23 protein-coding genes are annotated in these 21,904 nt (G+C 68.2%); 13 read left to right on the top strand and 10 right to left on the bottom strand.

The features are described 5' to 3' along the window. Positions 1-66: 66 nt before the first annotated feature. The 5 genes from ACV22W_RS08070 to ACV22W_RS08050 are packed head-to-tail and all read right to left on the bottom strand — an operon-like array spanning position 67 to position 5,215. On the bottom strand, positions 67-1,107 hold the full coding sequence (locus ACV22W_RS08070; RefSeq protein ID WP_448018691.1) for a zinc-dependent alcohol dehydrogenase family protein: 1,041 nt from the start codon (positions 1,105-1,107) through the stop codon (positions 67-69). After that, positions 1,104-2,135: a bifunctional enoyl-CoA hydratase/phosphate acetyltransferase gene (locus ACV22W_RS08065; protein WP_448018690.1), complete on the bottom strand. Its 1,032-nt coding sequence runs from the start codon at positions 2,133-2,135 to the stop codon at positions 1,104-1,106. Before ACV22W_RS08065 ends, ACV22W_RS08070 begins: the two co-directional genes overlap by 4 nt. Continuing rightward, positions 2,132-3,952 (bottom strand): PHA/PHB synthase family protein, encoded by a 1,821-nt coding sequence (locus ACV22W_RS08060; RefSeq protein ID WP_448018689.1) that lies wholly within the window; start codon positions 3,950-3,952, stop codon positions 2,132-2,134. Before ACV22W_RS08060 ends, ACV22W_RS08065 begins: the two co-directional genes overlap by 4 nt. Further along, a complete protein-coding gene (locus tag ACV22W_RS08055; RefSeq protein WP_448018688.1) occupies positions 3,949-4,695 on the bottom strand; it encodes a beta-ketoacyl-ACP reductase in 747 nt (248 codons plus the stop codon). Before ACV22W_RS08055 ends, ACV22W_RS08060 begins: the two co-directional genes overlap by 4 nt. After that, complete coding sequence (locus tag ACV22W_RS08050) at positions 4,685-5,215, bottom strand: hypothetical protein (RefSeq protein ID WP_448018687.1); 531 nt, start codon at positions 5,213-5,215, stop codon at positions 4,685-4,687. Before ACV22W_RS08050 ends, ACV22W_RS08055 begins: the two co-directional genes overlap by 11 nt. 190 nt (positions 5,216-5,405) lie before the next feature. Here ACV22W_RS08050 and ACV22W_RS08045 point away from each other — a divergent pair, with 190 nt between their 5' ends. The 4 genes from ACV22W_RS08045 (at position 5,406) to ACV22W_RS08030 (ending at position 8,864) form a co-directional block, all read left to right on the top strand. Then, on the top strand, positions 5,406-6,251 hold the full coding sequence (locus ACV22W_RS08045) for a universal stress protein (RefSeq protein ID WP_448018686.1): 846 nt from the start codon (positions 5,406-5,408) through the stop codon (positions 6,249-6,251). Between the two features lie 7 nt (positions 6,252-6,258). Beyond that, positions 6,259-7,461 (top strand): acetate/propionate family kinase, encoded by a 1,203-nt coding sequence (locus ACV22W_RS08040; protein ID WP_448018685.1) that lies wholly within the window; start codon positions 6,259-6,261, stop codon positions 7,459-7,461. Positions 7,462-7,530: 69 nt separating this feature from the next. Then, the gene (locus ACV22W_RS08035; RefSeq protein ID WP_448018684.1) at positions 7,531-8,034 is read left to right on the top strand and encodes a universal stress protein; all 504 of its coding nucleotides are present in this window, start codon (positions 7,531-7,533) and stop codon (positions 8,032-8,034) included. Next, on the top strand, positions 8,031-8,864 hold the full coding sequence (locus ACV22W_RS08030; RefSeq protein ID WP_448018683.1) for a universal stress protein: 834 nt from the start codon (positions 8,031-8,033) through the stop codon (positions 8,862-8,864). The genes ACV22W_RS08035 and ACV22W_RS08030 overlap by 4 nt, the downstream gene beginning before the upstream one ends. 55 nt (positions 8,865-8,919) lie before the next feature. On the opposite strand, the gene ACV22W_RS08025 is transcribed toward ACV22W_RS08030, so the two are convergent. Then, entirely contained in the window at positions 8,920-9,390 is a 471-nt protein-coding gene (locus tag ACV22W_RS08025; RefSeq protein ID WP_448018682.1) for a universal stress protein, read from the bottom strand. Positions 9,391-9,637: 247 nt separating this feature from the next. Here ACV22W_RS08025 and ACV22W_RS08020 point away from each other — a divergent pair, with 247 nt between their 5' ends. The 3 genes from ACV22W_RS08020 (at position 9,638) to fnr (ending at position 13,416) form a co-directional block, all read left to right on the top strand. Beyond that, the gene (locus tag ACV22W_RS08020) at positions 9,638-11,632 is read left to right on the top strand and encodes a sensor histidine kinase (protein ID WP_448018681.1); all 1,995 of its coding nucleotides are present in this window, start codon (positions 9,638-9,640) and stop codon (positions 11,630-11,632) included. Continuing rightward, on the top strand, positions 11,629-12,276 hold the full coding sequence (locus ACV22W_RS08015) for a response regulator (RefSeq protein ID WP_448018680.1): 648 nt from the start codon (positions 11,629-11,631) through the stop codon (positions 12,274-12,276). Before ACV22W_RS08020 ends, ACV22W_RS08015 begins: the two co-directional genes overlap by 4 nt. Before the next feature lie 366 nt (positions 12,277-12,642). Beyond that, positions 12,643-13,416: a fumarate/nitrate reduction transcriptional regulator Fnr gene (gene fnr, locus ACV22W_RS08010; protein WP_322039987.1), complete on the top strand. Its 774-nt coding sequence runs from the start codon at positions 12,643-12,645 to the stop codon at positions 13,414-13,416. A gap of 25 nt (positions 13,417-13,441) precedes the next feature. Here the strand turns inward: fnr and ACV22W_RS08005 are convergent, their stop codons facing one another. Further along, positions 13,442-14,431: a zinc-dependent alcohol dehydrogenase family protein gene (locus ACV22W_RS08005; protein WP_448018679.1), complete on the bottom strand. Its 990-nt coding sequence runs from the start codon at positions 14,429-14,431 to the stop codon at positions 13,442-13,444. A 176-nt stretch (positions 14,432-14,607) separates the two neighbouring features. On the opposite strand from ACV22W_RS08005, the gene ACV22W_RS08000 reads away from it, so the two are divergent. The 5 genes from ACV22W_RS08000 (at position 14,608) to ACV22W_RS07980 (ending at position 19,317) form a co-directional block, all read left to right on the top strand. After that, positions 14,608-15,615 carry an Acg family FMN-binding oxidoreductase gene (locus ACV22W_RS08000; RefSeq protein WP_448018678.1) on the top strand — a complete coding sequence of 336 codons (1,008 nt, stop codon included), beginning with the start codon at positions 14,608-14,610 and terminating at the stop codon, positions 15,613-15,615. 19 nt (positions 15,616-15,634) lie between these two features. Then, a complete protein-coding gene (locus tag ACV22W_RS07995; RefSeq protein WP_448018677.1) occupies positions 15,635-15,970 on the top strand; it encodes a c-type cytochrome in 336 nt (111 codons plus the stop codon). A gap of 55 nt (positions 15,971-16,025) precedes the next feature. After that, positions 16,026-17,021, top strand: a complete 996-nt coding sequence (locus tag ACV22W_RS07990; protein WP_448018676.1) for an LOG family protein — start codon at positions 16,026-16,028, stop codon at positions 17,019-17,021. Positions 17,022-17,194: 173 nt separating this feature from the next. Next, positions 17,195-17,395, top strand: a complete 201-nt coding sequence (locus ACV22W_RS07985; RefSeq protein ID WP_448018741.1) for a hypothetical protein — start codon at positions 17,195-17,197, stop codon at positions 17,393-17,395. A gap of 164 nt (positions 17,396-17,559) precedes the next feature. Continuing rightward, entirely contained in the window at positions 17,560-19,317 is a 1,758-nt protein-coding gene (locus ACV22W_RS07980; protein ID WP_448018675.1) for a SulP family inorganic anion transporter, read from the top strand. Positions 19,318-19,404: 87 nt separating this feature from the next. On the opposite strand, the gene ACV22W_RS07975 is transcribed toward ACV22W_RS07980, so the two are convergent. After that, positions 19,405-19,644 (bottom strand): hypothetical protein, encoded by a 240-nt coding sequence (locus ACV22W_RS07975; RefSeq protein WP_448018674.1) that lies wholly within the window; start codon positions 19,642-19,644, stop codon positions 19,405-19,407. Positions 19,645-19,692: 48 nt separating this feature from the next. Further along, the gene (locus tag ACV22W_RS07970; protein ID WP_059452433.1) at positions 19,693-20,343 is read right to left on the bottom strand and encodes a BON domain-containing protein; all 651 of its coding nucleotides are present in this window, start codon (positions 20,341-20,343) and stop codon (positions 19,693-19,695) included. Between the two features lie 230 nt (positions 20,344-20,573). On the opposite strand from ACV22W_RS07970, the gene ACV22W_RS07965 reads away from it, so the two are divergent. After that, positions 20,574-21,239, top strand: coding sequence for a nitroreductase family protein (locus ACV22W_RS07965; protein ID WP_448018673.1), 666 nt, complete (start codon positions 20,574-20,576; stop codon positions 21,237-21,239). Between the two features lie 104 nt (positions 21,240-21,343). On the opposite strand, the gene ACV22W_RS07960 is transcribed toward ACV22W_RS07965, so the two are convergent. After that, positions 21,344-21,778 (bottom strand): Hsp20/alpha crystallin family protein, encoded by a 435-nt coding sequence (locus ACV22W_RS07960; protein ID WP_448018672.1) that lies wholly within the window; start codon positions 21,776-21,778, stop codon positions 21,344-21,346. Between the last annotated feature and the right edge of the window lie 126 nt (positions 21,779-21,904).

Below are 21,904 nucleotides of genomic sequence, written 5' to 3'. Positions count from 1 at the left end.
TGCCCGCCGCGCGTGACGGGGCGTGGGGGCCCGCGATTCCGTCACGTGCGGCGGGCGGCGCGGCAATCAGCCGACTTCGATGATGACCTTCAACGCGTGAGTTTGCGCGGCGCGCCCGAACGTGTCGTACGCGCGTTCCACATCGTCGAGCGAGAACCGGTGCGTGATCAGGCGCGTCGGATCGAGGCGCCCGGCGCCGACGGTTTTCAGCAGCATCGGCGTGCTGACCGTGTCGACGAGCCGCGTCGTGATCGAGATGTTGCGATCCCACAGCTTCTCGAGGTGCAGGTCGGCCTTGACGCCGTGCACGCCGACGTTCGCGACGACCCCGCCGGGAGCCACGAGCGACGTGCACATTTCGAACGTCGCCGGAATGCCGACCGCTTCGATCGCGCAATCCACGCCCACGCCGTCGGTCAGCTTCATGACTTCCGCCACCGGGTCGCCATCGCGACCGTCGAAGCAGTCGGTCGCGCCGAAGCGCCGCGCGACCTCGAGCCGGTTGCTGTCCGGATCGATCATGATGATCCGGGCGGGCGAATAGAACTGCGCGGTCAGCAACGCAGCCAGCCCGATCGGCCCTGCGCCGACGATAGCCACCGAGCAGCCCGGCTGCACCTTGCCGTTCAGCACGCCGCATTCGAATCCGGTCGGCAGGATGTCGGACAGCATCACGAGCGCGTCCTCGTCCGCGCCGGCCGGAATCCGGTACAGGCTGGTCGGCGCATGCGGGATGCGCACGAACTCGGCCTGCGTGCCGTCGATCCGGTTGCCGAGGATCCAGCCGCCGGTCGTGCAATGCGAATACAGTCCGCGGCGGCAATATTCGCAACGGCCGCACGACGAGATGCACGAAATCAGCACGTGATCGCCCGGCTTCAGCGAATCGACCGCCGCGCCGACCTGCTCGACGATCCCCACGCCTTCATGGCCGAGAATGCGGCCCGGTTCGCACGTCGGCACGTCGCCCTTGAGGATGTGCAGATCGGTGCCGCAGATCGTCGTGCGCGTCACGCGGACGATCGCGTCGGTGGGTGACTGCAGTTCCGGTTTCGGCCGCCGTTCGAGCGCCTTGCGCCCGGGGCCCTGATATACGAGTGCTTTCATCGCGATTCCTCCATCGAAAGGGGGGCCTGTTCAGGCATCGGGGCGGTGTCATGCCGGACCTGTGCCAGCAACACCGCGAGCGCACAGGAGGCGACGCGGACGGCGACGCCGTCGGCGCGGCTCGTCAGCACGATCGGCACGCGCGCGCCCACGACGACGCCCGCGTTCGCGGCGCCGCCCAGGTATTCGAGCTGCTTCGCGAGCATGTTGCCCGCTTCGATATCGGGCACGACCAGGATGTCGGCACGGCCGGCAACCGGCGAGTCGATCCCCTTCTCGCGCGCGGCCCGCTGCGATATCGCGTTGTCGAACGCGAGCGGGCCGTCGACGATCGCCCCCGTGATCTGCCCGCGCTCGGCCATCTTCGCCAGGGCCGCCGCGTCGAGTGTCGAACGCATCGCCGGATTGACGGTCTCGACCGCGCACAGCACGGCCACGCGCGGGCACGCAACGCCCAGCGCATGCGCGACGTCGATCGCGTTTTGCGTGATGGCCGCCTTCTGCGCGAGATCCGGTGCGATATTGACGGCCGCGTCGGTCAGCAGGAACGGGCGCGGATACGCGGGCGCCTCGATCAGGAAACAGTGAGACATGCGCTTGTCCGTGCGCAGGCCCGATTCCGCTGCGACGACCGCGCCCATCAGCTCGTCGGTATGCAGGCTGCCCTTCATCAGCGCGCCGGCGCGGCCCGACGCCGCGAGCTCCACCGCCCGAGCCGCCGCCGCGTGGCTGTGCGGCACGTCCTCGATCGTCCATTTCGCCAGATCGACGCCGGCCTCGTCCGCCGCGCGCGACACCTTCGCGCGCGGCGCGACGATCAGCGGCTCGATCGACGCGCCCAGCGGCGACGCATCGAGCGCGGCAAGCGCGACGAGACTGGCCGTGTCGCACGGATGTACGACGGCCACCGTCAGCGGCGGCGCACGGCGCGCACGCGCGATCAGCTCGGGCAGTTCGCCGTCCGCGCGCGGCAGCAAGCCGGGCAGGCGTGCGCCGACGGATACATCCGGATGCAGGTTCATGTTCATGTCTCGAGCACGTAGGCGCCCGGTGCCGCACCGAAGCCGGCGGCCGGCACGCGCGCCGACACCTCACCCGACGAATGCGCGCGCAACCAGTCGCGCCAGCACGTCCACCACGATCCGTCGACCGCGGGCGTTTCGCTCACGAAGTCGTGCCGGCTCCGGTAAGGCGCGCCGTGCTCACGCGTCGCGCAGCGATAGTGGCGCCCCGGATGCCCGGGCTCGGACACGATGCCGGCATTGTGGCCGCCGGAGGTCAGCACGAACGTCAGCGCGTGGTGCGTGAGCAGATGCAGCTTGTAGACGGAACGCCAGGGCGACACGTGATCGCGTTCGGTCCCGACCACGAACGTCGGCACGTCGATATCCGACAGTGCGACCGGTCGCCCGTCGACGCAGTAGCGGCCGGCCGCGAGATCGTTGTCGAGAAAGAGTCGCGTCAGGTATTCCGTATGCATCCGGTACGGCATGCGCGTGGTGTCCTCGTTCCACGACATCAGGTCGTTCGGCTTGGTGCGCGTGCCGAGCAGGTATTCGCTCATCATGCGCGACCAGATCAGGTCGCGCGCGTTCAGCAGCTGGAACGCGGCGGACATCTGCGCGCCGTCCAGGTAACCCTGCCGCCACATCAGCGCATCGAGCGCGGACAATTCGCTCGCGTCGATGAAGAGTCCGAGTTCGCCGGGTTCGCTGAAATCGGTCTGGGCGGCCAGCAACGTGACGGACCGCAATGCGTCGTGCTGCCGCCCGTCGCGCGCGAGCGCCGCCGCGCCGATCGCCAGCAGCGTGCCGCCGAGGCAGTAGCCGACCGCGTGGACGGCTTCGCCGCAGATCGACCGGACGGCGTCGAGCGCCGCCATGCACCCGTCGCGCAGGTAATCGTCGAGCCCGAGCTCGCGCGCCTCCGCGCCTGGATTGCGCCACGACACGGCAAACACCGTGTAGCCGGCATCGACCAGGAAGCGGATCAGCGAATCGTGCGGCTGCAGGTCGAGGATGTAGTACTTCATGATCCACGACGGCACGATCAGGATCGGCTCGCGTGCCACGGCGGGCGTCGCCGGGTCGTATTGCAGCAGCTCGCACAGCGCGTTGCGCCATACGACGCGGCCCGGCGTGATCGCCACGTCGCGCCCGGGCAGATAGCCGCGCGTGTCGCGGGCCCGCGTGCCGCTCGTGCGATCGAGCAACGCGCTCGCATCATCCAGCCAGTTCCGGAAGCCTGCCGCGAGATTCGCGCCGCCGCTGCGCATCGTCGCGTCGAGCACGACCGGGTTGGTCGCCAGGAAATTGCCCGGCGAGCACGCATCGAGCCACTGTCGCGCGACGAATCCGACCAGCTCCTCGTGGTGCCGTTCGACGCCCGGCACGCCGCGCGTCGCGTCGCGCCACCAGCGCTGGATCGACAGGAAGCTGTCGCGATACGCGCGAAACGGCCATCCGGACCACGCGGGCGCGGCGAAGCGCGGATCGGCCTGCCCGGCGTGCACGGCCAGGCCGCTCGTGTCGCCCTCGTCGGCCTCACCCTCGCCCCGGGTTGCGGCCGGTGCGGCGGCAGCCAGCCATGCCTGCGTCGCGAGCTCGAAGCATTTTCCCGGCGACACGGCCAGATGCGCGCCCCAGTCGAGCATGGCCAGCGCCATCGACACGGGCGACAGCCCGAACGTCATCGCGGCCACGTTCGCATGCGCGGCGCGGTTCCATTGTTCGGCGGGCGACGTACGGACCGGCGTGCATTCGGCCGCGCGCGACGCCGGTTCGGTCGTACTCGTTGGCCGCATCGATTCGTGCTCGATCGGCAAGCGCATGACGGATGCTTTCATCGCATGTGCATGCCGCCGTTGACGTCGAATTCCGCGCCGGTCGCGAACGCCCCCGCGTCGGAACACAGGAACGCGACGAGCTCGGCGATTTCGCCAGGATTGCCGAGGCGGCCGACCGGAATCTGCGGCAGGATCTTCGTGTCGAGCACTTCCTTCGGCACCGTCTCGAGCATCGCGGTCGCCAGGTAGCCGGGCGCAACGGTGTTGACCGTGACGCCGTGGCGCGCGAGCTCGAGCGCCAGCGTCTTCGTGAAGCCATGGATGCCGGCCTTCGCGGCCGCGTAATTCGCCTGCCCGTAGGCGCCGCGCGTACCGTTCACCGAGCCGATGTTCACGATCCGCCCGAAGCCGGCCTCGATCATGCCGGGCACGAACGGCTTCGTCATGTTGAACATGCCATCGAGGTTGGTGCGCAGCACCGCATCCCACATGCTCTTGGTCATCTTCACGAAGGTGGCGTCGTGCGTGATCCCGGCGTTGTTGACCAGCACGTCGACATGCCCGAACTCGGCCAGCACGCGTGCCGCGCAGTGCTGGCACGAATCGTAGTCGGCGACGTCGACCTCGAACGCGTGGAACGTCCTGCCCGCCTCGCGTTCGTGCGTGAGCCACGTCGCGACGTGGTCGTTGCCTTCCGTGTGTGACACCGCCACCGTCATGCCGGCATCGTGCAGCCGCCGGCTGATCGCGGCGCCAAGGCCGCCCATTCCACCCGTGACGAACGCGACGCGGTCAGCGCACATGGCCGTTCTCCCCTGCGCCGGCCATGCCGTTCAGGCGGCGGGCGGCAACGGGCGCCCCCTCGTTCGCGTCCTCGATCCCGTGCTCCAGTGCCGTCATCCATTCCGCCCACGGCATGCTGGCTTCGTTGACCACGGCCAGTCGCTCCAGATCGGGCAACCAGTCGGTCTGATAACGCGACAGCGCGCCTGCGCCGTATTCGCGCGCCCAGGTGCGCCATGCGCCGGCGCTCTCGTATTGCGCACGCATGCACAGTTCGGTGGCATCCTGCCAGATCGCGACGCTCGCGATCGCGTAGTCGCGCATCACCTGACGGGTCGCCTCGCCGAAGGCCGTCCACTCCTTCGTATCCGCAAGCGCCTGCTGCAGGTGACGAACCGCGTCTCGGTCGCGCTCGATGCGCCGCCCCGCCAGCGCAAGCCATTCATGCTGCCAGTCGCGGTTCAACGCGACCATGCGCAACGCGAGATCGCAGCCCGCGCGGCAGACGTCGTTCGGTGTCGTCAAAGCGTACGTACTCATCGGCTTTCCTCTTTCGATCCGGTCAATGGGTTGGCATTCCGCCTCATGCCGCCTGCCCGGGATCGGCATCGCGACCGCTTCACTGTGCGGGCATCGCGCAAGGGAGCCGTTGATCTGAGTCAAGTACGCGGAAACCCTGCTCCGTAGACTGGATTGCACTGGCGGTTCCCCCGTCGATGGAGCGATTCCGATGAGCTACAAGAGCATAGTCGTGCACCTCGATTCGAGCGCCCGCGCGCATTCGCGCCTCGAGTTCGCGTTGCGCCTCGCCCGGCGCTTCGGTGCGCATCTGACCGGCCTGTACGCGGTCTACACACCGGAACCGCATTCGTTCTACGTGATGGCCGGGTCCGCCGATTACTTCCGTGAGCAGCGCGAACAGCGCGACGAACGGCTCGCGGCCCTGGAACGCCTGTTCCATGCGGAGACGGCCCGCGCGAAAGTGCAGGCCGCATGGGTGCGTGCCGACGATCGCGCGAACCTGGCCGTGCCGCGCGCGGCCCGCCTGGCGGACCTCGTGATCGCCGGCCAGAGCGACCCGAACGATCCCGAGACCTTCATCGACGACCAGTTCCCGGAAAACCTCGTGTTGTCCGCCGGTCGCCCGGTGCTGTTCGTGCCGTACACCGGCGAATTTCCGTCGATCGGCGAACGGGTGTTCGTCGCGTGGGACGGCAGCCGGGAAGCGGCCCGCGCCGCGCACGACGCGATTCCCTTTCTCGAACACGCGAAGCGCACGACGGTCGCCGCCGTGATCGACGGCGATTCGGAAGCGGCAACCACGCGCATTCCGGCCGCCGATGCCGCGCTGATGCTGGCGCGCCATGCACGCGACGTGAACGTGCTCGATATCGATGCCGGCGCCGGCGCCGGCTCTGCGATCGGCGACACGTTGCTGTCGCGCGCTTATGAAACGGGTTCCGATCTGCTCGTGATGGGCGCGTACGGCCATCCGCGCTGGCGCGAGCTGGTGATGGGCGGCGCCACGCGCACGGTGCTGGCGTCGATGACGCTGCCGGTGCTGATGTCGCACTGAGCCGCCGATGCGTACGCTCGCACTGCTCGTCGTCAATGCCGGTTCATCGAGCGTCAAGTTCTCGATCTTCGCGTACCCGCCGCACGGCGATCCCGTGCGGCGGCCGCTGCACGACGGCGAAGCGGTCGCGGCCGGCAGCAGCGTGTCGATCCGCTTCGACGCCGATCCGGACGGCTCGCTGCCGCTCGGCACGGACGACGATCCCTACCGCGCCGTGCTCGCGCGGATCGCGACGTGGATCCGCGTGAAGTTGCCGCATGTCACGCTGGGCGCGATCGCGCACCGCGTCGTGCACGGTGGCGCGCGATACGTGGAGCCGGTGGTCGTCGACGACGACGTGCTGGACGCGTTGCGCACGCTGACGCCGCTGGCACCCTTGCATCAGCCGCACAGCCTGGATGCGATCGATGCGCTGCGCGACGCGTTTCCGGACGTCCCGCAGATCGCCGTATTCGACACGGCGTTTCATCGCACGCTGCCGCGCGTCGAGCAGCTGCTGCCGTTGCCGCACGCGTGGTTCGACCAGGGCGTGCGCCGCTACGGGTTCCATGGCCTGTCGTACGAATACCTGTCCGTCGCGCTCGCCGAATCGTTCGGTGCGCGTGCGCATGGCCGCGTGATCGCCGCCCACCTCGGCAGCGGCGCGAGCCTGTGCGCGCTGCGCGACTGCCGCAGCGTCGCGACGACCATGGGCTTCTCCGCGCTCGACGGATTGATGATGAGCACCCGCTGCGGAACGCTCGACCCCGGCGTCGTCCTGCACCTGCTCGAGGTCGCCAAGTTGTCCGGCGACGCACTGGGACACATGCTGTATCACGAGTCGGGGCTCAAGGGCGTGTCGGGGGCATCCGGCGATCCGCGCGTGCTGCTCGCGTGCGAAGCGGCCGGCGACGCGCCGGCCCGCGATGCGCTGGCGCTGTACGTCCATCGCATCGTGCGCGAGACCGGCGCGCTGACGGCACTGCTCGGCGGCCTGGACATGCTGGTCTTCACGGCGGGCATCGGCGAACACTCGGCCGAACTGCGCGAGCGGATCTGCGCGTCGCTCGGCTGGCTCGGCGTCGCGCTCGACGCGCGCGCCAATGCGGCCCATGCGCATGTCGTGTCGTCCGCGTCGAGCGCGGTCGCGGTGGTCGTCGAGCCGACCAACGAAGCGTGGGTTGCCGCACGCGCCGCGGTGCGCGTGCTGCGCGGCAACCGCGACGGTTGATCCAGATCAGCGCGATCGGCGTGCGCGCGCCGATGATGATTGCATCAACATCCGTTCAAGGGAATCGTCATGTACTCGAACATTCTGGTTGCGCTCGACGGCAGCGATACGTCGTCCCGCGCACTCGACGCCGCGCTGAATCTCGCGTCGGAGACGGGTGCACGGCTGACCCCCGTCTATGTCGTCGATTTCCTGGTGCCGGCCTACGACACGTACGGATACGACCCGTCGATCCTGATCGATGCATTCCGCGAGGAAGGGCTGCGCGTCACGGAGGACGCGGCGAAACGCATGAAGGCGCGGGGCGTGGCTGGCACGCCGCAGATCTCCAATGTCGCACCGTCGCGCGAAGACGTCCCCCAACGCATCGTCGGTCTCGCCGGCGAGATCAAGGCCGACCTGATCGTGATGGGCACGCACGGCCGGCGCGGCTTCCAGCGCCTCTTTCTCGGCAGCGTGGCCGAGCGCGTGCTGCGTCTGGCCACGTGCCCGGTCCTGATGATTCCGGCGAGCTGCGCCGCGAAGGCGCCCGCCGAGACCACCGCGACATCAACCGAAAAGGAGCCGTCATGAGCTACAAGACCCTGCTCGTCCATCTCGACGACAGCGAGCGCTGTGCGACGCGCGTCGACCTCGCGCTCGAACTCGCGGGACGCTGGAACGCCCATCTGATCGGCCTCTACGTGGTTTGCCAGGACCTCTTCGAGCCGTTGCGTCGGCCCGACGAACCGCTGAAGCTGGCCGTCTACGAACGCCTGTGCGACCAGCGGCGCAAGGAAGCGGAAGAAAAATTCCTGATCGCCGCCGAACGCGCCGGACGCAGCGTCGAATGGCAGGCGCCGACCGGCAACGCCACCGAGGCCGCCGTCCTGCATGCGCGCCACGCGGATCTGCTGGTGCTCGGCCAGGAGAATCCCGACGACCGCCTGACCTACGTCGCACGCCATTTCGTCGAGGACGTCGTGATGGGCAGCGGACGCCCGGCGCTCGTCGTGCCCTACGCGGGCGACGTGCGAACGCTCGGCGAGAACGTGCTGATCGGCTGGGACGGCGGTCGCGAAGCCGCCCGCGCAATGGCCGACGCACTGCCGCTGCTCGCCCGCGCGCGCTTCGTCAACGTCGAGACGGTCGGCCGCGGGCAACCCGATCCGGACAAGACGCCGGCGGGCGTCGACGTCGCCGCGTATCTCGAACGGCACGGCATTCGCGCGTCGTTCTCGACCACGCCGCGCGAACGGTCGGTGAGCGTGGGCGCAACGCTGCTGAACCGGGTGACCGACCTGCACGCGGATCTGCTGGTGATGGGCCTGTACAGCCACGCGCGCATGCACGAACGCGTACTCGGCGGTGCCACCCGCACGATCCTCGAGACGATGACGGTGCCGGTCCTGCTGTCTCACTGAGCGAGCGAAAACGGGGGCAGCCGCAAGCGGCTGCCCCCGTTTCCTGTCTCGACCGTCACAACATGTCGGCACACGCGCCCGGCCCTTCCCGTACGACCAGCACCGGCCGGTTCGCGATGCGCACCAGCGATTCGGCGACGCTGCCGAGCAACGCACGGCGCACGCCGCGCCGGCCATGCGTGCCCATCACGATCAGATCCGCATCGCATTCGGCGGCGGCTCGCGCCAGCACGTCCGAGATGTCCTCTCCGCACGCGTCGATCGTCTGCGCGATGCCGCGTACACCGGACAGCTGGAACGCGGTTTCCGCGTCCGAAACCGCGATTGCGGCCTTGTCCGCGTCCAGGCCTGCCGGGTCTCGCTGGTCGATATAGCCGCTGTCGACGTCGGCCAGCCGGGGCGCATCCGATACCACGCACATGGCGATGACCAGGCTGCCCGAATCGCGGGCGAGCGAAATCGCCTCGTCGAGTGCGAGCCGCGCACTGCGGCTGTCGTCGAGTGCCGCAAAGATCCTTTGGTACATGGCGCCTCCTTGCCGTCGTCCCGGCTCGATCGGTTCATGAAACCAGTCTGATCCCGGCGGGCGCCTTTCCGTTGACACGGGTCAAGCGCGCGCGGCGCCGCCGTACGCAACGGTCCCGATTGGCGAACGTCGGTAAACCGCGCACAATTCAGTGCGACATTGCAGTTGCGGCCCGCCCCGCTGTTCGTGCCTCGCGTCCGGCCCGCCGCCAGCCAGCCACCGACGAAGTCCGTCAGGATGAACGGCAATGACAACGAATTCGCCCATCTTCAGGGCCGGGCCGGGATCACACCGGATCCGGCCCGCGCGATATGCAGCCGTGGCCGCGCTGCTGACGCTGGCGCTTGGCCTGACTGCAACGTTTGCGGCATCCCGGGTACTGCAGAACGGGGCACAGCACGCCGCGCAGGCGAGGTTCGAGCAAACCGCGACGCTCGCGACGGCCGACCTTCGGCGCACGCTCCTCGGCGCGGCTGCCGTATTGCGCGGCGCGCACGGCTTCGCGTCGACGCTGCCCGCGCCGCAATCCGGGGCGGCGTGGCGCCGCTATCTGGCCAGTCTCAATCTGGACGGATTGCAGTCGCCGGTCCGCAGTCTCGGGAGAATCGAGCCGAGCGCGGCGGAGGACGATCAATCGACCCGGCAGGCACTTCAGCGCGCGGCGGAAACCGGCAAGGTCACGCTCGCCGCGAACGCGTTCCAGGACAGCACCGATGCGGCAATTGCGCGGACGGAGCTGACGCTGTACCTGCCGATTTATGCGAACGCTGAAGACATTGCTTCGCCCGGGGCGCGGCACGCTACGGCCACCGGGTACGTTTATGCCGCGCTGAATCCGGATCGCCTCGTCGATGCGTCCGTTCTCGATCGGTTGCACCTGGAAATCACGGCCGACAATCCGGCCGCGCCGGTGTATTCAGGCGGCTTGCGCGCCGGCGACTCGACCGCGGCCGGCGACATGCTCCAGCGAACCGATTCGCTGACGTTCGGCGGCACGCCGCTCTCGCTGCGCTACAGCGCGCCGCGCGCCGACACGTCCGGCGTCATGACGGCCGTCCTGCTGGCCGGCACCGCGCTCTCGCTGACGCTGGCCGCGCTCGTGCGGCAGGTCGTCGCGAAACGTGGGCTCGCCGATCCCCCCGCCGGCGACAGCCAACCCACCGAGGCGCGGATGATGGGCATCATCCGGTCATCGATGGAGGCCATCATCACCGTCGACGAACATCAGACGATCGTCATCTTCAATCCGGCCGCCGAACAGGTGTTCGGCGTCTCCGCGATGGAGGCGGTCGGTGCGCCGCTGTCCCGCTTCATCCCCGAGCGCTTCCGCGCCGCGCATGCGCGACACGTCGAGCAGTTCGGCGTGACGGGCGTGTCGGAGCGCCAGATGGGGCGGCAACGCGTGCTGTTCGGTTTGCGCGCGGACGGCACGGAGTTTCCGATCGAGGCGTCGATCTCGCAGATTCGCGACGGCACCGGCAAGCTGTACACGGTCATGCTGCGCGACGTGACCGAGCGGATGCGCGCGGAAAATGCCCTCAAGCAGTCGCGCGAGGAACTGCGCGACCTGTCCGCCAACCTGCAGAACGTGCGCGAGGAAGAGAAGACGCGCATCGCCCGCGAGTTGCACGACGATCTCGGCCAGCAACTCACCGCGCTCAAGATGGATCTCTCGGCCGTCGAGCTGGGGCTCGCGGGCTTCGTCGCGCCCAACACCGGCGTGCGCGAGCAGTTGGGCGGCATGCATCGCCTGATCGATTCGATCGTCGCGTCCGTCCGGCGCATCGCGGCCGATCTGCGGCCGGTGATGCTCGACGACCTGGGCCTCGTGCCGGCGATCGAATGGCTTGCAAACGATTTCACGCGCCGCTACCGGATCACGGTCGACCGGGACATCGCGCCGGTCGACACCGCGTTCACCGGCACCGGCGCGACCACGCTGTTCCGCATCGTGCAGGAAACGCTGACCAACGTCGCGCGACACTCGGACGCGACGAACGTAAAGCTGGCATTGAAAGTGGAAGACGGATATTGCATGCTGCGCATCGCGGACAACGGTCACGGCGCGCCGGAGCACACCGGCGATGTGCAGGACCGCCCGTCGTTCGGCCTGATCGGCATCCGCGAGCGCGCGCACATGCTCGACGGGACGGTGACGATCGACAACCGGCCGGGCGCGGGATTCTCGATCACCGTGGCGCTGCCGCTTCACGCCATCCAGCAAGGAGATGTGTTGTCATGATCAGGGTACTCATCGCCGACGACCACGCACTCGTCAGAGACGGTCTTCGACACATCCTGCAGAGCGCGAACGGTTTCGAGGTCGTCGGCGAAGCGCAGGACAGTACGTCGACGATCGCGCTCACGCGCGACGCGAACGCCGACGTGCTGGTGCTCGACTTGTCGATGCCCGGCCGAAACGGGGTCGAACTCATCAAGCAGATCAAGGACGAGAAGCCGGGATTGCATATCCTCGTGCTGACGATGCATGCCGAGCAACAGTACGCGGTACGCGCATTCCGCGCGGGCGCTTCGGGCTACATGACCAAGGAAAGCGCCAGCGCCGAACTGGTCGCCGCATTGACCAAGATCGCGGCCGGCGGCGTCTACGTCAGCCTGACCATGGCCGAGCAGTTCGCGCAGAGCCTGAACGAGCCGACCGATCTTCTTCCGCATCAGCGCCTGTCCGACCGCGAGTTCGACGTCTTCCGGCGCGTCACCACCGGCGAGTCGATTTCCGAAATCGCGCAGGCGCTCTGCGTGAGCGTCAAGACCGTCAGCACGTACAAGACGCGGATCCTCGAGAAGATGCAGATGCCGAACGACACGGCGCTCGTGCGCTACGCGATGCGCCACAAGCTGTTCGAGGACCCGGACGAGCTGTGACGTCGGCCTCGGGCGCGGCGACGCGGCGCCCGCCATCGGCCGCCGGCGCACGCCGGCGACGCTCGCGACAAGGTGCCGCGCCTCTGTAGGAAACCCCCTACAAGACTTCCCTCTCACCTACTCCAACTTCAATTCCGGCTGATTTTCTTGACGTTGCGCAACATCCATACTGCACATCAAGAAAAACGAATAAACGTGCCTCCCGGAGCCAAGGCAGCATCATCGACGAGACCGGTGTATCGGTCTCCCGGCGCGTCCGGTGGGGCTTCCCCGACAGGAAGGCGGCAGACACCAAGGCCGCCGGTACAACGGTCAGCGCGACCCCGCCCGATGGCGGCCGCCGCTGCCCCCGAACTGGAGCCGATCATGCACAGCAGTGCCGAAGTCTCGACGACCATGCCGTTACGCCCGTTCATCCCGCTGCATCCGGTCGAATCGACGGATCAGCCCAAGCGCGCCGCGTCCCGCTGTTCGACGTGCGCATTGCGTACTGTCTGCATGCCGCCCGATCTTTCGCCCGAGGATTTCGCGCGCGTCGACGCGATGATCTGCACGACGCGACACATCCGGCGCGGCGAAACGCTGTTTCGCGCGGGCGACGCATTCAGCAGCATCTATGCAGTGAGAACCGGATCGTTCAAGACCATCGTGATGCATCGCGACGGCGACGAGCAGATCACCGGCTTCCAGATCGTCGGCGAATCGCTCGGCCTCGATGGCGTGCACACCGGGCAACACAACGGCGACGCGATCGCGCTCGAGGACAGCACGGTCTGCATCATCCCGTTCGGCCAGCTCGAGCAGATGTGCCGCGAAGTGCGGCCGATGCAGCATCACGTGTATCAGATGATGGGCGGCGAGATCGTGCGCGAATCCTCGCAGATGCTGCTGCTCGGCACGATGAGCGCCGAGCAGCGCGTGGCCGCGTTCCTGCTGAATCTTTCCGCGCGCTTCAAGGCGCGCGGCTACTCGGCCGCGGAATTCGTGCTGCGGATGACGCGCGACGAGATCGGCGAATATCTCGGGATGAAGCTCGAAACGGTCAGCCGCATGCTGTCGAAGTTCCAGCACAAGGGGCTCGTCGCGGCGCAAGGCAAGCAGATCCGGATCGTCGATTCGGACGGCCTGCGGCAGATCTGAGCGCGCCGCGAAACCGTCGAGCCGATCAACCGCGCATGCCCAGCACGGCCGCGCCCGATACGCGGCCGCCGCGCAGGTCGTCCAGTGCGCGGTTCGCATCGGTCAGCGCGTAGCGGACCGCCTCGACCCGTAGCGGCGTCGCGGCGGCGATCCGCATGAATTCGACCGCGTCCGCACGCGTCAGGTTGGCCACCGACGCGATGCGGCGCTCGCCCCACAGCCACGCGTACGGAAAGCCCGGGATGTCGCTCATGTGAATGCCGCCGCACACGACGATCCCGCCTTTGTCGACCGCGCGCAGCGCCGCCGGCACCAGTGCGCCCACCGGCGCGAAAATCAGCGCGGCATCGAGCGGCTCAGGCGGCGCTTCGTCGCTGCCGCCGGCCCACGCGGCGCCCAGCGACAGCGCAAGCTGCTGCGCCGCCGTGTCGCCGGGCTTCGTCAGCGCGAACACCGTGCGCCCTTCGACATGCGCGACCTGCGCGACGAGGTGGGCCGCCGCACCGAAACCGTAGATGCCGATGCGACGCGCGTCGCCCGCCATGCGCAAGGTTCGATAGCCGATCAGGCCGGCGCACAGGAGCGGCGCGGCTTCCAGGTCGGAATAGCGTTGCGGCAGATGCACGCAATAGCGGTGATCGGCGACCGCGCACTCGGCATAGCCGCCGTCGATCGTATAGCCGGTGAATCCGGGGCTGTCGCACAGGTTCTCGCGGCTGGACGTGCAATACGCGCAATGCCCGCACGTCGAGCCCAGCCAGGGGACGCCCACCCGGTCGCCCACGGCGAAGCCCGTCACGCCTTCGCCCAGTCGGCGCACCGTTCCGACGATTTCGTGCCCTGGGATCAGCGGCAGCTTCGGGTGCGCGAGCTCGCCGTCGACGACGTGCAGATCGGTCCGGCATACGCCGCACGCGTGTACGTCGATCAGCAGCTGGCCCGCCGCGGGCGACGGATCCGGCACGCGCGCTTCGCGCAAATGCGGTGTCGTGCCGTCAAACATCATCGCAAGCATGCTCGCCTCCCTGCGCGACCGGTTTCGCGCGCTTCGCTTCCAAGGCTAGTCGTCCGGCACCGCGTGCGGTCGGCCCGATGACGGGCGCTTGACGTGGGTCAACGGCCGCCGGACGGTTGCTGACACGATGAAGTGGCGAAACGCCGCCCGCGCGCGCGGCAACCTGGAGATGATCGATGATATCCGTTCCCCCGCTTGCCGCAAGCGCCCATCCCGACCAGCAGATGAGGGAATTGCTGGGCTACGCGGTGCTGGCTCCGTCCAGCCACAATTCCCAGCCGTGGCGCTTCCTGGTCAACGGTGCCACGATTTCCGTGTGCGCGGACCGCGTTCGCGCGCTGCCCGTGGTCGATCCGTTCGATCGCGAGCTGATCATCAGCTGCGGCGCGGCGTTGCTCAATCTGCGTGTCGCGCTCGATCACGCCGGGCTCGCCCACACGATCACCACGTTTCCCTCCGAAGTCGACCCTGATCTCCTTGCGACGGTCCGGGTCTGCGACGACGGTTATTCCGATGCCTCCCTCGGCGCGCTGTTCGATGCGATTCCTGATCGCGTCACGACGCGCGCCCCGTTCGAATCGACGGCCGTGCCGGACGAGATCCAGCATGAACTGATCGAGGCCGGCGTCGCGGAAGGCGCCGACGTCGCGTGCGTCGACTCGATCGCGCATCGCGCACGCGTCGCGGAGCTGGTCGCCGAGGCCGACCGTCAGCAGTTCTCGGATCCGCGCTTCCGGCGCGAACTGGCGAGCTGGATCGATCCGCGCCGGCATGTCGACGGCATGCCCGCGTTCGCGGCCGGCGTGCCGACGTTGCTGGACTTCGCCGCGCCCGTCGCGACGATGGCGGTACGGACCTTCGATCTCGGCAACGGGCTGGCCGCGCTGCATCATCAGCTCGTCGGCGCATCACCGTTGATCGTGTGCATCGCGACCGTGCGCGACGACCGCGAAGCGTGGCTCGCCGCCGGCCAGGCGCTGGAGCGCATCCTGCTCGTCGCGACGCGCGCGGGCTATACCGCGTCGTACCTGAACCAGCCGGTCGAAACGGCCGGGTTGCGTGCCCATCTGCGCCACATGCTCGGGCTGCGCGGCGAGCCGCAGTTGCTGCTGCGCGTCGGGCGCGGTCCGCATACGCCGCATTCGCCGCGTCGCCCGCTCGACGAAGTAATCTCCTTCACCTGATCCCGACGAGGAAACGAACATGAGCATCATGCGTTGCGCCGCCCTCTGCGCGATTGCGCTGACAGCCGGCACGGCCGCCGCGCAAACGACCGTGCCCGAGCCGACCGAACTCGTCAACGCGCAGCACTGCATGTTCTGTCATACGCCCGACATGACGTTCCTCGGGCCGTCGTTTCACGAGATCGCCGAGCGCTATCGCGGTGATCCGCATGCCGCCGCGGAGCTTGAACGCAAGCTGCGCGGCGGCGGTCGTGTGCATTGGGGCGACACGCCGATGCCGTCGGCCATCGATCGCGGCGGGCCGCTGTCTCGCGACGACGCGCATCTGCTCGTGCAATGGGTGTTGAGCCAATGACCGTCAGGCGGCGCTTCCGTTGATGTCGACCCCCGTCAAACGTGCTCCCGCCGGCATGGCGAAAGGCACCGCTCGCCGCCGTCCGGCCCCCGTCGCGACGATCGCGAAGCCGCGCGGCAAACGGCTGCGCACGAGGCCCGATGCCATCGTCCGCAACGACGCGACCCCATCCATGTCGCGCCGCGCGCGGCGCGTCACCAAAAGCCGGCACCGCTCCCCGGCCGACGACGATGCGACCCTTCTGCAGGGTTCCGGCATGCGCGGCATCCGGCTGCAATTCGATTACTGGAAAGCCGAGGAGCGCTTGCAGAACGAGCGGATCGGCCATGCGGTCGTGATTTACGGCAGCACGCGTATCGTCGCGCCATCGGTCGCCAACGCGCGGCTGGACGAAGCGAATCGCCTGCTCGCGGAGCGTCCGTACGACCCGAGCCGACGGCGCGCCGTCACGATTGCCAGCCGCCTCGTCGAATACAGCGTGTATTACCGCGTCGCGCGCGAGCTCGGGCGCATCGTCGCCCATGCCGACCGGTGCACGCGCACCGCGCGGCTCGCCATCGTCACCGGCGGCGGCCCCGGCATCATGGAAGCCGCCAACCGCGGCGCCTACGAGCGCGGCGCGCCGAGCATCGGCTTCAATATCGAACTGCCGCGCGAACAGGCGCCAAATCCGTACATCACGCCGGATCTCTGCTTCCGGTTCCACTATTTCGCGATCCGCAAGCTGCATCTGCTCGAACGCGCGAAAGCGGCCGTCTTCTTCCCCGGCGGCTACGGCACGTTCGACGAGCTGTTCGAGGTGCTGACGCTGCTGCAGACGCGCAAGATCGCACCGCTGCCCGTCATCCTCGTCGGCGAGGCTTACTGGCGCCGTGCGGTCGACCTGGCGTTTCTCGCGGACGAAGGGATGATCGACCGCCGCGATCTGGAACTGCTCACGTATTGCGAATCCGCCGCGGCGATCTGGCACGCGATCGGAAGCTGGTATGCGCGGCGCCGGGAACGTGCGCCGGCGCGCTGCAAGGCGTCGTCGGAGCCACGCGCCGTGTAGGAATCCGCCGACGATGCGGGCGCGATTCCTACCGCGACTTCGGGGCCTGCTGATTGAATCGCAGGCACGCGGCAACGATACTGAAATCACGGATACCGGCCCACCGGCACGCCGATCGCACAACAACCAGGAGAGATGTCATGTCACACGCCGACTATCGTTCCGATTCGGGGATGCGGGCCGCCACATCCGACATGTCCGATACAGCCGCGCTCGACACGGTGGCACTGGTCGCGCTCGCACGAGACGCCGGCATGCTGGTGATACTCGACGGGCAGATCGGGCGCGAGCGGTACGAAAGCGTGACGGGATCGATCGCCACGCTGGCCCGCTTCGCACAGGCGCTGCGGCTGTCCACGCTCAAGGTGGCGTGATGCCTGGCGCCGTGGCGTCGAGCCTCGGCATCCGCCGCCGGTGCGACGGCCCCCGTCGCTGCGTGGAATCACGCGTCTATTCGGGGGCGGCCACATTTCGATGAACGCCTGCCTGTCGGGGCAAGGTCACCCTTACGTCCCGACCTTTCCGCGATGAAGCCGCGATGAACCGCCCGCTATCCGGACGGATCACCCGCATGCTCCCGGGTGTCGCGCTGCTCGCGCACTATCGGCGTGCGTGGCTTTCTCGAGACCTGTACGCGGGGATCGCGCTTTCGGCCGTCCTGGTGCCGGTCGGCATGAGCTACGCTCAGGCAGCCGGGCTGCCCGCCATCACGGGCCTCTATGCGTCGATCGCCGCATTGCTCGCCTATGCGCTGCTCGGCCCGAGCCGGATCCTCGTTCTCGGCCCGGATTCCGCGCTGACGGCACTGATCGCGGGCGCCATCGCCCCGCTCGCCGCCCATGATCCGCAGCGCGCGATCGCGCTTTCCGGCGCGCTGGCGCTGTCGGCCGGCGCGATCTGCATCCTGCTCGGCGCGCTCGGTCTCGGCTTCGTCACCGATTTGCTGTCGCGCCCGATCCAGTACGGTTACCTGAACGGCATCGCCATCGCGCTCGTGGTCGGGCGGCTGCCCGAACTGTTCGGCATGCCGGTGTCGGGCAGCGACGTGTTTTCCAGCGTGACGCGCATCGTGCATGCCTTCGTCGACGGTCGTTTTTCCCTCGCGGCCGGTCTGCTCGGCGTCGCGGTACTGGCGGCCATCATCCTGATCAAACGCGTGACGCCGCGCTGGCCCGGCATATTGATCGCCGTGCTGGCGGCAACGCTCGTGGCTCGCCTGTCGCCGTTGCACGGCGTCGCGACGGTCGGCGCGTTGCCGGCCGGCTTGCCTGTCCCGCGCCTGCCGGCCGTCTCGCTGGCCGACATGGGCGCACTCGCGTCCGGTGCGATCGCGGTGGCGCTGGTGTCGTTCGCCGACATCAGCATGCTGTCGCGCGCGCTTTCCGCGCGGGCGGGCGACGCGCCGGACCGCAACCAGGAACTGATCGCACTGGGCGCGGCCAATCTGCTCGCCGGCGTGACGCAGGGCTGCGCGGTCACCAGCAGCTCGTCCCGCACGCCGGTCGCGATCGCCGCGGGCGCGCAAAGCCAGGTCACGAATGTCGTCGCGGCCGCGTGCATCGCGATACTGCTCGTTGCCGCGCCGATGCTGCTCACGTTCGTCCCGCGCACGGCACTGGCTGCTGTCGTGATCTATGCGGCGTTCGGCATCGCCGACGTGCGCAGCGTCGTGCGGCTATACCGGATGCGCCGCGGCGAATGCCTGATTTCGATGCTGTGTTTCGCCGGCGTGATCGGCATGGGCGTCGTACCCGGCATCCTGCTCGCCAGCGCGCTGTCGCTGCTTTCGTTCGTCTGGCGGGCCTGGCATCCGTACGACGCGGTGCTGGGCCGACTGAAGGGCGTGCGCGGCTATCACGACGTCGGGCGGCATCCTGACGCCGAGCAAACGCCGGGGCTCGTGCTGTTTCGCTGGGATGCGCCGCTCTTCTATGCGAACGTCGAGATCTTCTGCGAGCATCTGGACGCCGCGATCGCGCGCGCGGCGGGCCCGGTCACGCGCATCGTGGTCGCCGCCGAGCCCGTCACCGACATCGACGTCAGCGCCGCGGATCGGCTCGTGGCGCTGCATGAGGAACTCGGGGAGCGCGGCATCGCGATGAATTTCGCGGAGATGAAGGGGCCGGTGAAGGATCGCCTGCGCGCCTACGGTTTGTTCGACGTGTTCGGCGCGGCCAGCTTCTTTCCGACCGTGACCGATGCGGTTGCCCGGCATGTTCGGCGGCCGGAGCGACATGCGCGTGCCTGCAAGAGAAAGCGCGCGCAGCGCCGGCGCGTCTCGCACAAGACGCGGTAGACGACCGCGGCACGCGTCGATGCGGCTATCGCCGCACCGCGCGTGGCGTAGGGGACCGCCCTTCGTCGACCTGCCCCGCCCGCCGGTTCAGACCGTGAAGGTATTCGACTTCTTCATCTCGATCCACGTCATCCCGGCGCGCAGCGCATCGATCGCGGCTTCGCGCTCGGTTGCATGCGTCCTGCCATGCTCGAACATCCGCTCGCAAATGCCGTCCGGCGCGTTGAGCATGACGTGGATCCGGCAGCGGAAGCCGCCGGATTCGGCCGCGACCGTCTCGATCGCGACCGACCAGTCCGCTTCGTGAAGTTCACCCGACAGTGTCATCCGACCGCCCTCCCGACTCGCCGTGCATCACACATCCGCCAGCCGGACTTACTCGACCACCAGGTCATCGACGACGGCACGCACGCCGCGCGCCGACCACGCTGCGCCGCGCACGGCCTTGCGCTCGGAAAACGAGCCGACCTTGCCGGACAGCCGCACGGTGCCGTCGTGCACGTCGATCGCGATGTGCTTCGCCTCGCGCTCCGCGTGACGCATGATCGCGCGCTTGATGTTGCCGCCGATGTCGTCCGCGCCGACCGTCCCCTGTACCGCGATGTGGTCGGTCACGCCGGTCACGCTGCGCATCTGCGAGATCGCGCGCACGGCCAGGTGGCTCTGGTACGCCCAGTCGACCTTGCCGGACAACGTGATCCAGCCGCGTTCGACCTGCACCTTGACCGCGTCGTCATGCAACCCGACCGTCCAGTGCAGCACCGAGCGCACCGCTTTCGCGATGTCCTCGTCGGTGCGCACGTCGTCGTCCGGCAGATGCACGGTCATGTCGACGACGAGCGCCTTGACACCGGCCACGCGGTTCGCCGCGCGCTCGATCGCCAGTTTTTCCGCGTAGCTCGGCGGGTGCCCCGAAAGCGTCACGATCCGGTCGGTCACCTCGACGCCGATGCGCGTCGAATCGATCGACGGGTCGGACTCCAGTTCGTCCTGGACATCCTGCTTCAACTGCTTGTCGGTTTTCATCGTCTGCTCTCCTGTGAGCCGCGGCGTGCCTGTCCGCCGCACGTTGCCAGATTTGCACACGCGCGGCGCCCGAGCGCTGATGCAGGTCAACGGATGCCGCACGCCGCACGTCGTGGCCGGTCGGCGCGCCGCTTGACGGAAGTCAAGCCGCTACGTCCCGGCCGCCTTATCGTGAAATCGCCGATGCGCGACGTTCCAGGCACGCGCAATCACGCTTCAAGGAGACTCGCATGACCGAACAGCAGCTGTTGGCCTATTCGCCGACGCCCGTGACGCAGCCGGCATCGCCCGAGGGCGAGTCGCCGGCGATCGTCGACCTGCCCCGCCCGATGCTCGACAACGACGTGCCGCTGATGGCGGCGCTCGCGACCCGAATGAGCTCACGCGAATTCGCCGCCACACCGCTCCCGCCGATGACACTCGGCACGATGCTGTGGGCGGCGGACGGCATCAACCGCCCGGCGAGCGGCGGTCGTACGGCGCCGTCCGCGCACGCATTCAATGAAATCGACATCTACGTCGCGCTGCCTTACGGCGTCTATCGCTACGATGCGCCCGCGCATCGGCTCGTGCTGAAGCACGCGGTCGATGCGCGCAACCTCACGGGCTATCAGGACTTCGTCGGCCGCGCGCCGCTGGATCTCGTCTACGTCGTCCGGACGGCCGCGATACTCGACATGCCGCCGCCGCAGCGCGACGTGTTCTCGGCGATCGCGGCCGGCGCCATCGCGCAGAACGTCTCGCTGTACTGCGCGGCGGCCGGCCTCGGAACGGTCGTGCGCGGCTGGATCAATCACCGCACGCTCGCCGACGCGTTGCGGCTGAACGAGGACGAGCTGCCGATCCTGGCGCAGACGGTCGGCTATCGGCCCGGCAGTACGCCATCGCATGCGTGAGGGCGGATTCGGGCGCGCCAACGAAATGGCGCGCGGATCGCTCCGCGCGCCGGATCCTCCCGATGGGCGATGCGTGCCTGCATCGCCCGTTGCCCGTCGTCCGATCAGCTGATCGTGAGTTTCTTCTGCCCGACCGGTGCCTTCTTCGGCAGCGTCAGCGACAACACGCCATCCTGATACGTCGCCGTCGCGCCGGCATCGTCGATGTCGCTGGACAGCGAGAACGAGCGGCTGATCGCACCGCTGTAGCGCTCACGCCGGATCACGCGCTCGCCGTCCTTCTGTTCGTTGTTGCGCTCGATCTTCGCGTTGATCGATACGGTATTTCCCGTTACCTGGACGTCGATGTCGTCCTTTGCGACGCCGGGAAGTTCCGCGTTGACGGTGTACGCCTTGTCGTTTTCGGTGACGTCGATCTTCATCGACGCAAGATCGGGCTCGTCTGTCAGTGTCATGCCGCGCAGCGGCCTGAACAGCCCCTGGAACAGGTCGGATACGGGTTCGATCGAAAACGGATCGTAACGCGTCATGTTGCTCATGGTTCGTACTCCTCATACGGTGACAGACGACCGGCGCCTTCGTCCCGACAGCATCGGCCGCAATGAAGATCGGATGGCGCGACACCACATGCCGCGCATGGGACGAATGATCCTTGAAAATCCAGC

This window comes from Burkholderia sp. AW49-1 (assembly GCF_053427845.1).
Note: the sequence above shows the minus strand (reverse complement) of the source record. Positions and strands in the feature narration are given on the sequence as shown.

Bases quoted from the DNA above. Each gene is read 5' to 3' on its own strand.
- ACV22W_RS08015 (WP_448018680.1), top strand. From the start codon at position 11,629: ATGATCAGGGTACTCATCGCCGACGACCACGCACTCGTCAGAGACGGT.
- ACV22W_RS08035 (WP_448018684.1), top strand. From the start codon at position 7,531: ATGTACTCGAACATTCTGGTTGCGCTCGACGGCAGCGATACGTCGTCC.
- ACV22W_RS08060 (WP_448018689.1), bottom strand. From the start codon at position 3,952: ATGAAAGCATCCGTCATGCGCTTGCCGATCGAGCACGAATCGATGCGG.
- ACV22W_RS08045 (WP_448018686.1), top strand. From the start codon at position 5,406: ATGAGCTACAAGAGCATAGTCGTGCACCTCGATTCGAGCGCCCGCGCG.
- ACV22W_RS08020 (WP_448018681.1), top strand. From the start codon at position 9,638: ATGACAACGAATTCGCCCATCTTCAGGGCCGGGCCGGGATCACACCGG.
- ACV22W_RS08050 (WP_448018687.1), bottom strand. From the start codon at position 5,215: ATGAGTACGTACGCTTTGACGACACCGAACGACGTCTGCCGCGCGGGC.
- ACV22W_RS07975 (WP_448018674.1), bottom strand. From the start codon at position 19,644: ATGACACTGTCGGGTGAACTTCACGAAGCGGACTGGTCGGTCGCGATC.
- ACV22W_RS08000 (WP_448018678.1), top strand. From the start codon at position 14,608: ATGATATCCGTTCCCCCGCTTGCCGCAAGCGCCCATCCCGACCAGCAG.
- ACV22W_RS08070 (WP_448018691.1), bottom strand. From the start codon at position 1,107: ATGAAAGCACTCGTATATCAGGGCCCCGGGCGCAAGGCGCTCGAACGG.
- ACV22W_RS07995 (WP_448018677.1), top strand. From the start codon at position 15,635: ATGAGCATCATGCGTTGCGCCGCCCTCTGCGCGATTGCGCTGACAGCC.
- ACV22W_RS08065 (WP_448018690.1), bottom strand. From the start codon at position 2,135: ATGAACATGAACCTGCATCCGGATGTATCCGTCGGCGCACGCCTGCCC.
- ACV22W_RS08040 (WP_448018685.1), top strand. From the start codon at position 6,259: ATGCGTACGCTCGCACTGCTCGTCGTCAATGCCGGTTCATCGAGCGTC.
- ACV22W_RS07990 (WP_448018676.1), top strand. From the start codon at position 16,026: ATGGCGAAAGGCACCGCTCGCCGCCGTCCGGCCCCCGTCGCGACGATC.
- ACV22W_RS07965 (WP_448018673.1), top strand. From the start codon at position 20,574: ATGACCGAACAGCAGCTGTTGGCCTATTCGCCGACGCCCGTGACGCAG.
- ACV22W_RS08005 (WP_448018679.1), bottom strand. From the start codon at position 14,431: ATGCTTGCGATGATGTTTGACGGCACGACACCGCATTTGCGCGAAGCG.
- fnr (WP_322039987.1), top strand. From the start codon at position 12,643: ATGCACAGCAGTGCCGAAGTCTCGACGACCATGCCGTTACGCCCGTTC.
- ACV22W_RS07980 (WP_448018675.1), top strand. From the start codon at position 17,560: ATGAACCGCCCGCTATCCGGACGGATCACCCGCATGCTCCCGGGTGTC.
- ACV22W_RS07985 (WP_448018741.1), top strand. From the start codon at position 17,195: ATGCGGGCCGCCACATCCGACATGTCCGATACAGCCGCGCTCGACACG.
- ACV22W_RS08030 (WP_448018683.1), top strand. From the start codon at position 8,031: ATGAGCTACAAGACCCTGCTCGTCCATCTCGACGACAGCGAGCGCTGT.
- ACV22W_RS07960 (WP_448018672.1), bottom strand. From the start codon at position 21,778: ATGAGCAACATGACGCGTTACGATCCGTTTTCGATCGAACCCGTATCC.
- ACV22W_RS08025 (WP_448018682.1), bottom strand. From the start codon at position 9,390: ATGTACCAAAGGATCTTTGCGGCACTCGACGACAGCCGCAGTGCGCGG.
- ACV22W_RS08055 (WP_448018688.1), bottom strand. From the start codon at position 4,695: ATGTGCGCTGACCGCGTCGCGTTCGTCACGGGTGGAATGGGCGGCCTT.
- ACV22W_RS07970 (WP_059452433.1), bottom strand. From the start codon at position 20,343: ATGAAAACCGACAAGCAGTTGAAGCAGGATGTCCAGGACGAACTGGAG.